This window comes from Brevibacterium sp. NPDC056726 (assembly GCF_042790515.1).
GTDB lineage: Bacteria > Actinomycetota > Actinomycetes > Actinomycetales > Brevibacteriaceae > Brevibacterium > Brevibacterium sanguinis.
In genome coordinates this window covers 416,245-424,918 of the sequence record NZ_JBHTYZ010000005.1, presented here as the reverse complement: position 1 = coordinate 424,918, position 8,674 = coordinate 416,245, and the positions used below count along the sequence as shown (strand labels likewise).

At 67.6% G+C, this 8,674-nt stretch carries 7 protein-coding genes; 3 read left to right on the top strand and 4 right to left on the bottom strand.

Annotated features, from left to right (window positions below):
* Positions 1–260: 260 nt before the first annotated feature.
* Positions 261–509: a hypothetical protein gene (locus ACFQ91_RS13130; RefSeq protein ID WP_198499906.1), complete on the bottom strand. Its 249-nt coding sequence runs from the start codon at positions 507–509 to the stop codon at positions 261–263.
* A gap of 222 nt (positions 510–731) precedes the next feature.
* Positions 732–2,210 (bottom strand): glutamate--cysteine ligase, encoded by a 1,479-nt coding sequence (locus tag ACFQ91_RS13125; protein ID WP_198499907.1) that lies wholly within the window; start codon positions 2,208–2,210, stop codon positions 732–734.
* Between the two features lie 159 nt (positions 2,211–2,369).
* Between ACFQ91_RS13125 and ACFQ91_RS13120 the strand changes: the two genes are divergently transcribed.
* Positions 2,370–3,542 (top strand): M20 family metallopeptidase, encoded by a 1,173-nt coding sequence (locus ACFQ91_RS13120; RefSeq protein ID WP_198499908.1) that lies wholly within the window; start codon positions 2,370–2,372, stop codon positions 3,540–3,542.
* A gap of 188 nt (positions 3,543–3,730) precedes the next feature.
* Here ACFQ91_RS13120 and ACFQ91_RS13115 read toward each other — a convergent pair whose 3' ends face one another.
* On the bottom strand, positions 3,731–4,675 hold the full coding sequence (locus tag ACFQ91_RS13115) for an FkbM family methyltransferase (RefSeq protein WP_376872231.1): 945 nt from the start codon (positions 4,673–4,675) through the stop codon (positions 3,731–3,733).
* A gap of 134 nt (positions 4,676–4,809) precedes the next feature.
* Between ACFQ91_RS13115 and menC the strand changes: the two genes are divergently transcribed.
* The gene (menC, locus tag ACFQ91_RS13110; RefSeq protein ID WP_376872234.1) at positions 4,810–5,934 is read left to right on the top strand and encodes an o-succinylbenzoate synthase; all 1,125 of its coding nucleotides are present in this window, start codon (positions 4,810–4,812) and stop codon (positions 5,932–5,934) included.
* Positions 5,935–6,004: 70 nt separating this feature from the next.
* Here menC and ACFQ91_RS13105 read toward each other — a convergent pair whose 3' ends face one another.
* Positions 6,005–7,630, bottom strand: a complete 1,626-nt coding sequence (locus ACFQ91_RS13105; protein ID WP_376872237.1) for an SLC13 family permease — start codon at positions 7,628–7,630, stop codon at positions 6,005–6,007.
* A gap of 94 nt (positions 7,631–7,724) precedes the next feature.
* Here ACFQ91_RS13105 and ACFQ91_RS13100 point away from each other — a divergent pair, with 94 nt between their 5' ends.
* Complete coding sequence (locus tag ACFQ91_RS13100; RefSeq protein ID WP_211978624.1) at positions 7,725–8,651, top strand: LysR family transcriptional regulator; 927 nt, start codon at positions 7,725–7,727, stop codon at positions 8,649–8,651.
* Positions 8,652–8,674: the final 23 nt, after the last annotated feature.

Genomic DNA, 8,674 nt, shown 5'->3' with positions numbered 1-8,674 from the left:
GGAGTACGCGACTCCGGCAGAGGTACTGGGAGACATGCTCCTTGCGGGCGTACCCTGAAGACACCCCAATGGTGCACTAGAAACCTGAACCTGCCAGCCGAAAATCTGTCCAGAACGACCTGAAGTCGAGGCGTCAGGGCAAGAAACGGGGCCAGTGAACTCAAAACCCGTCGGGCAGCGAGCCCTAACCCCTCACGCGGGGACGTCCCACGTGTGGACGGGGCGGCCACGCAATTCCGCAGCGAAGGAGCATGCCCGTTTCAGCCATTGATGCTGTCGATCCATTCAAGAAGTCGCTCCATGCGGCTGACCAAATTCTGTTCAGCAGGTTCGGCCGAGGTGACGACACCGCCCAGCCCACCGACCTCAGAACTGACGAAACTGCAGTTTTGGGAAGTCGGGAGCTCGTGTGCCATAGACCATTGTTCGAGCGTTTCGACGATCATTTCCACCGCGCCCGACACGTCGGCTTCGCGTTCGCTGAGTCCAGCGGCGCGCTCCTCCCACAATGGTGGGTACGTCCTATCGAACCGTTTGAGAATGAACTCCGCTCTCGCCCGGAGGGTCTTCACCTCGGGCGGTAGAGGTCGGCGAAACACAATACGCAAGATAGGAATCTCCGGAGGACTGACTTCAGGTCGTTCTGGACAGAATATTCAGCCGAAAATCTGTCCAGAACGACCTGGAGTCGAGGCGTCAGGGCAAGGTGAGGGGCAGCGAGCCCTAACCCCTCACGCGGGGACGTCCCACGTGTGGACGGGACGGCCGCTCTCCTGGTTCGTCAGGTAGGCGTCCATCATCGCCTTGAGCCCCTCGTCGCGTTCGCGGGTGTTCTTCCGGCTGCCGGGGGCAAGTCGGTCGAGCATCCGCAGCTGCCACGTCGCACCGTTGGCCTTGCGCTCGGCACGACCCTCGATGATCGACATGTACTCGTCGATGACGTCCTTGTCGATGTTGAGGCGCCGCAGACCGCGGCGGGCCTGCGGGATGAGGACGTCGATGACGAGGTCGGAGACGGCGATGTGCCCGATCTTCGGCCACGTCACCCGCGCGGTGATGCCGTCCTTCGCGCACGCGAAGAAGTTCTCGCGCGCCTCGGCGAAGGACATCCGCGACCACACGGGTCGGTTCTCTCCGACGAGGAACTCGGCGAGGCCGTAGTAGAACGCGGCATCGGCGACCATGTCGACGGGAGTCGGGCCGGCCGGCAGCAGACGATTCTCCACCCGGATGTGCGCGCCGTTGTCGCCGGCATCGTAGATCGGCCGGTTCCACCGCCACACGGTGCCGTTGTGGAGGTTGAGCTCGAAGAGCTTCGGGGCATCGGCATCGCTGAATTCGACGAAGTCCTTGATCTCCGGCAGCAGCGGCGGGAAGTAGCGGACGTTCTCCTCGAAGAGGTCGAAGACGCTCGTGATCCACCGCTCCCCGAACCACACACGCGGGCGCACCCCCTGGGTGACGAGCTCCGGGGTGCGGGTGTCGATCGACTGGCCGAAGACGGGGATCCGCGACTCGTGCCAGAGCTTGTGGCCGACGAACAGCGGGGAGTTCGCGCTCACCGCGACCTGTGCGGCGGCGATCGCCTGGGAGGCGTTCCATGCCTCGGCGAACTTGTTCGGGGCGACCTGGAGATGGAGCTGCATCGACGTGCACGAGGACTCCGGGGCGATGTCGGAGAACTCCTGCCGGTACGTCTCCTTGCCGTCGAGTTCGATCTGCACGTACTCCCCGCGCGCGTCGATGACCGAGTTGCTCAGCGCCGCGTAGCGGTTCTCCTCCGTCATCCACGGCTCGTTCCTGAGGAACTGCGTCGTCAGCGTCGGCAGGGTTCCGATCGAGGCGATCTTCAGCCCCTTCGCCTCGGCGGCGCGCTTGGCCCGGGCCAGGCGATCGGCGACCCCGGACTCCAGGGTCTTCAGACCGCGCCCGGCGACCTGGAGGACAGGATGGTTGAGTTCGAGGTTGAAGCCGCCGATCTCGGACTGGAACTCGTCATCGAGGTCGGCGAGCACCTCCTTGTTCCGCAGGCTCGGCTGATTGTCCTCGTCGACGAGGTTGAGCTCGAGTTCGAGCCCGATCGTGCCCGCCGATTTGAATTCGGCATGACGGAGGTACGTGTCGAAGAGCTCCAGATTCTCCGCAAGCTTCTCGCGGTACAAGGTCCGCTCTTCCGGTGTGTACCGCTTCGAACTCACTGCCTCACCCATACGACAAGCAAACCACACACTGCAGAGGTTGTGTCCGCCGGTTCCGTGACTTCTCTCAGCGCGAACACCGCCGGACACCCCGGCCAGGACCGCCGCCGCCTGAGCACGCGATGCGGACAGGGCGGGTTACCGTCGGGATCCCGCACTAGAATCGGGCCCATGTCGACCTCTGTGAACTCCGCCACTCAGCCCTCTGACCTCGTCCGCAGCGCCGAGGATCGCCTTCCGGCCATGCTCGCCGACCTCGAGCGGGTCATCTCGCTCGAGACGCCGTCGGCCGACAAGGTGGCGGTAGCGCGCGGGGCAGCCGACTTCGCCGCGCTCCTGCGCGAGCGCCTCGGCGCCGAGGCGGAACTCCTCACCGTCGACGGCGTCACGCACGTGCGCCTGCGGTTCGGCGACAGCCCTCCCCGCGTCGTCCTCCTCAACCACCAGGACACCGTGTGGCCCCACGGCACGCTCGCTCGCCTCCCGTTCTCCACCGCCGACGGCGTCCTCCGCGGTCCCGGCAGCTTCGACATGCTCACCGGGGCGATCATGAGCGTCCACGCGGTCGCGATGCTCCGCGACCGCCTCGGCGAGGACGGCCTCGCTGGGCTCTCGATCCTCATCACCGGCGATGAGGAGGTGGGGTCGGTGACGTCGTCCGATCTCATCCGCGCCGAGGCGGCCGATGCCGCAGCCGTGTTCGTCATGGAGGCGAGCGCCGACGGTGCGCTCAAGCTCGAGCGGAAGGGCACCGGAATCTACACGCTCGTCTTCCGCGGCCGGGCCGCGCACGCGGGGCTCGAACCGGAGAAGGGCATCAACGCGGGGATGGCGCTGGCCCTGACCCTCCCGCTCGTCGCCGGTCTCTCCGACGCCGAGGCGGGCACCACCGTCGTGCCGACCGTGATCTCCGCGGGGACGACGTCGAACACGGTCCCCGCCGAGGCGCGCGTCGACGTCGATGTCCGCGCCCGCACCGCGGCCGAGCTCGAACGCGTCGACGCGGCCATCCGAGCACTCGCCGCAGACCCGCAGCTCGACGGGTCGACGACCGAGGTGATCGGCGGGATCAACCGCCCGCCGTTCGAACCCGAGCAGTCGGCGGCCCTCTTCGACCGGGCGACGGCACTCGCCGCCGAACTCGGGATCGCAGCCCCGCGCGGAGTCGCCGTCGGCGGTGCCTCGGACGGGAACTTCACCGCCGGCGACGGGATTCCCACGCTCGACGGCCTCGGTGCCGTTGGCGACGGGGCCCATGCCGAGCACGAGCACGCACTCATCGCCGAGATCGCCCCGCGCACGGCGCTGCTCGCAGCCCTCATCGCCGACCAGCTGGGACGCTGAAGGCGGCCGGGCTGCCGCCACCGCCTGGTTCTGCGCCACTCTCAGGGTGCCCCCTGGATTCTGCGCCACGTTCAGGGTGAGATTCGCGGAAATATCACCATGGACGTTCCGCGCAATCGCCTTCGAATGGGCGCAGACTGCTCAAGCCCCTCCGCCGTGGCCCCACGCCTCAGGCCAAGCCGGCCCGTTCACGCCACGGGGTACCCGTTCGCGCTCAGCTCCTCCGGGGTCTGCACCGTGAACAGCCAGTCCCGGAAGTGGGGGTCGGGGACGATGCGCTCGGAGTGGGTGAGCTCCTCGGACCCGACGAGGAAGTAGCTGTACCCGTGCGGTTCGAGCAGTCGCATGAGCTCGCCCGGCTGGGCCCGGTCGTCGAGGACTTCGCAGAGGATGTCCGGGCGCAGGGCGGCGAGGAACTCCGCCCCGTGGCCGAGGACGTCGTTCTCCGCTCCCTCGACGTCGATCTTCACCGTCACCCGTGACGTGCCGGCCGGCAGTTCGGCGAGCAGTTCGTCGAGGGAGGTGAAGCGGACTTCGACGCCTTCGGCGAAGTCCATGCTCGCGGCGTAGAACGACGGCAGCGCCGATCCCCCGTCCCCGGTGGGCACGCGCATCGTCGTGCCCGGTGCGCCGACGCCCGTCGGGTGGACGGTCACCCTCTCGCCGAGGTGGTTGCGCGCGATGTTCTTCTCCAGCCCGGCCACGACGGCGGGGATGATCTCGAAGGAGTGGGCGACGGCGGTGGGGTTGGCGGCGAGGACGGCCATCGTGAAGACCCCGGTGTAGGCGCCGATGTCGACGAACACCTCGGCGTCGCGGCTGAGGTCGACCATGAGGTCGAGGGCGAAGGCATCCTCGGGTTCGGTGCGCCGGCCCTTCCCCCAGTAGAACTCCTTGGCGATCTCGCAGCGGAAGGGATCGACGAGGACGAAGGAGGCTCCGCCGGCACGACCGGTCACCTCGGTGAGTCCGATCGGGGCGGGCAGCCGACCGATCCGGATGCCGGCGATGTGCGGGGCGACCGCGCGCATGAGCGGGTGGAGCAGCGGCTGTGCGAGGGCCGCCTTGACGGGGAGTTTGAGCCCGAACCATGACTGCTTGCGTGCGGTGAGACTCCGCAGGTAGTCGTTCACGGTGGGCCCCTCTTCGTCGTGTGCCCTCTTCGCCCCACCGTACCAATCCACGGCCCGGGGCACTACCGCCTCAGTGCCGGGGCATAAGGTGGTGACGATCACCTTTCCCTTTTGCGAAGCAGGAGCCGCGGCCGATGAAGCTCACGTCGATCACCCTTCACCAGGTGTCCATTCCCCTCGTCACCCCGTTCGAGACCTCGTTCATGCGGGAGACGGAGAAGGACTGCTACCTCGTCGAAGCGCGGTTCGACACCCCTCAGGGCGAGATCACCGGGTGGGGCGAATCGGTCGCGATGATCTCCCCGCTCTACTCCTCCGAGTACGTCGCCGCGGGCATCGACGTCACCCGGCGGTGGCTGGCCCCGATCCTCTTCGCCGTCGACGACCTCACGGCCGAGACGGTCGGCTGGCACCTGCGGCATGTCATCGGGCATCCGATGGCGAAGTCCGCGCTCGAGATGGCCGTCATCGACGCGCAGCTCCAGCTCACCGGCCAGTCGTTCAAGTCCTACCTCGGCGGGGTCGTCGACTCCGTGCCCTCAGGGGTGTCGGTCGGCATCCAGGACTCCGTCGAGGAGACGGTCAGGGTCATCGGCGGCTACCTCGACGAGGGTTATGCGCGGATCAAGCTGAAGATCAAGCCGGGCAAGGACATCGCCACGGTCGCCGCGGTCCGTCAGGCCTTCGGCGACGACTTCGGGTTCCAGGTCGACGCGAACGCCGCGTACACGCTCGTCGATGCCTCCCACCTGCGCCGTCTCGACGACTACGGCCTCCTCCTCATCGAACAGCCCCTCGGTGAGGCCGACATCCGCCAGCATGCGGAGCTCGCGAAGCTCATGGAGACCCCGATGTGCCTCGATGAGTCGATCGTCTCCGCCGAGGCGGCCGCCGACGCGATCGCGCTCGGGGCAGCGGCCGTCATCAACATCAAACCCGGCCGGGTGGGCGGCTACATCGAGGCCAAGCGCATCCACGACCTCGCCGCGGCCAACGGCGTGGCCGTGTGGCATGGCGGGATGGTCGAGACCGGGCTCGGGCGCGCGGCCAACGCCGCCTTGGCCTCGCTGCCGGGCTTCACCCTGCCCGGTGACATCTCCGGGTCGAATCGCTTCTTCCATGAGGACATCACGGAGGAGATCGTCATGCGCGACGGCCGCGTCGACGTCCCCGACACCGTCGGCTTCGGGGTGACGATCGACCCGGCGAAGCTCGAGAAGTTCCGCACCGAGTCGATCGAGATCCTCCCGGAGCGCTGAATCCTCGCCGAGGCTGTCATTCCTCGCCGAGGCGGTCGCCGGCAGGCCGGACCACCTCGGCGAGGGGACCTCACTGCCCCAGGCCGACGACGCTGATCATGATCGGGGCGAGGACGATGATGAGGATCGCACCGGCGATGTCGAAGGTGAACCCGGTGCGGATCATCTTCGTGATCGGCACCGCCCCGGTGCCGTAGACGATGGCGTTCTGCGGCGTCGACACCGGAAGCATGAACCCGAAGGAGGCGGCCAGTGTCGCCGCCATCGCCGGCACGAACGGGTCGACTCCTGCCGCCTGGCAGAGCGGGATGACGATCGGGACGATGACGGCAGCCGCCGCGGTGTTCGACGTCGTCTCCGAGATGAGGATCGCAAGGATCACCGAGACGATCGTGATGGTGAACAGGCTCGTCACGCCCAGCGTCTCCGCGAACCCGTTGCCGATCGTCTCGGCGAGGCCGGTGTCGGCGAGCAGCGATCCGAAGATGATGCCGCAGCCGAAGAGGATGATCGTTCCCCAGTCGATCTTCGCCGCCTGGCTCCACGTCAGGGTCGGCTCGCGCCTCTTCCAGTTGACCGGCAGGATGAAGAGCAGCGACGCGCCGATGACCGCGACGATCCCCTCGTCGAGGCGGGAGTCGAGGAACTCGTAGATCGCTGAGTCGGTGCCCGCGAACAGCGCAGCGAAGGCCGGCAGCAGCCAGAGGACGACGGTGAGACCGAAGGCGAAGAGCGTGTTCTTCTCCGCGCGGGAGACGGGCCCGAGCTCGGCGAGCTCCTTCTTCACATACTCCTCGACGCCTTCGATCCTGCGGATCTCCGGCTTGTTGAGGAGCAGGAGGACGAGGGCGAGCACGATGAACATCGCCACGCAGATCGGGAACGCGACGGCCATCCACTGACCGAAGGAGATCTTCTCACCGGTGGCCTCCTCGATGAGGCCGCGTCCGATGAGGTTGGGCGGGGACCCGACCGGGGTGAGCAGACCGCCGACGCTCGCCCCGTAGGCGAGCATGAGCAGCAGCGCCGCTCCCACCCGCAGCCGCAGCGGGTCGAAGTCGGGCTTGACGATGCCGCGCGATTGGAGGAGCTCGGCGATGACCGCGAGGATGCCGAGCGCGGTGGGCATGAGCATCGCCACCGTCGCCGTATTCGACACGAACGCGGAGAGGATGCACGTGATGAGACCGAAGGCGATGATCACCCGGTACACCGATCTGCCGACCCCGGGCAGGGAAAGCACGGTGAGCGCGAGCCGCTGGGCGATCCCGTGGTGGAGCATCGCCTGCGCGAGGATGAACGCGCCGATGAAGGTGAAGATCGTCGACGACCCGAACGGTCCGACGGCGTCCGCGGCCGGCACGATGCCGAGCACGACGACGACACCGACGCCGAGGAGCCCTCCGATCGGGATCGGCACCGGCTCGGTGATCCAGAGGACGATGACGCCGAGGAGGACGGCAGCGAGCATGTGCTGCTGATACGTGAGGTCGAACGGGATGAGTGCGAAGATGATCGCAACCGCAGGAGCGAGGATGAACCCCGAGGTCATCCGGGCCCGTTCGAACCGCTCCTCCCGTGGAGAGAGCTTCTGCTCGCTCAGGCTGCGGAAGGTCTTGCCGCCGAGCAGCGCTTCGCGCACATCTGTCTTCTGAACCGACGAGCCGCCGTTGCCTCGTCCCTGCGAGATATCCACCGTCTTTGGTCCTTTCATCGCTGTGAGTCCAGCGTGACCGAGCGGACCGATATAGTCCAAGGCCTGTTTCCGATCAGACCAATAGCATGGGCCTATGGATATTCGTCAGCTCCGCCAGTTCCTCGCCGTCGTCGACACCGGCAGCTTCACGAAGGCGGCAGAGGCCATGCTCGTCGCCCAACCGTCCTTGTCGCAGACGATCAAGGGGCTGGAGCGGGAACTCGGGGTCTCGCTCTTCCATCGCATCGGCCGCACCGTGCGCCTGAGCGAGGCCGGACGTGAGTTCGAAGGTCCGGCGCGGCTCGCGGTCCGCGACCTCGATGCGGCGAAGGCGCACATCGATCGTCTGCGCGGGCTCCAGGCCGGGCGGATCGAGATCGCGGCGATGCCGTCGCCGAGCATCGAACCGCTGTCGTCGCTGATGGCGAGCTTCACGCTCGCGCATCCCAAGATCGCCTTCGCCGTCGACGGCACCTTCACCGCCGAGGAGACCCTCGAAGCCGTCCGCCACGGACGCGCCGAGATCGGCTTCCCCGGCAGCCGCGAGCCGCTGAAGGTCAAGGATCTCGACGTCCTCGAGGTCACCGCTCACCCCCTCATGCTCGCCCGCCCGCGGTCGCAGACGCCTCCCGGACCAGCGCCGGTCGACCCGAGAGCGCTGGCGGGCACCCGCTTCATCGTCTCCCACCCGGGCTCGCTCATGCGCGCCTACGTCGATGAGCTCATCGCGGAGGGGATCGACATCGACATCACCGCCGAGGTGGCGCATCGCTCATCGATCCTGCCCCTCGTCCGTGCGGGGCTCGGCTCAGCCGTCCTGCCCTCGGCCTGGCAGGTGTTCGCCGCGGCGAACGACGTCGAGATGGTCCCCCTGCGCGGCGCGCCGGCCCTGCACGTCTCCGCCGTCTCCCGTCCCGCGGGGCTCACGCCGGCCGCCGCGGCGTTCCTCGACACGGCCGCCCGCCTCGGCGACTCAGGGATGCTCCCCCGAACAGAGGAGGGGCCACTCCCCCAACCATAGGCAGAGCCGATGAATGGAATCGA

What these genes read in the sequence shown, in the direction of transcription:
- ACFQ91_RS13120 (WP_198499908.1), top strand. Translation starts at nt 2,370, where the DNA reads ATGTCGACCTCTGTGAACTCCGCCACTCAGCCCTCTGACCTCGTCCGC.
- ACFQ91_RS13100 (WP_211978624.1), top strand. Translation starts at nt 7,725, where the DNA reads ATGGATATTCGTCAGCTCCGCCAGTTCCTCGCCGTCGTCGACACCGGC.
- ACFQ91_RS13125 (WP_198499907.1), bottom strand. Translation starts at nt 2,210, where the DNA reads ATGGGTGAGGCAGTGAGTTCGAAGCGGTACACACCGGAAGAGCGGACC.
- menC (WP_376872234.1), top strand. Translation starts at nt 4,810, where the DNA reads ATGAAGCTCACGTCGATCACCCTTCACCAGGTGTCCATTCCCCTCGTC.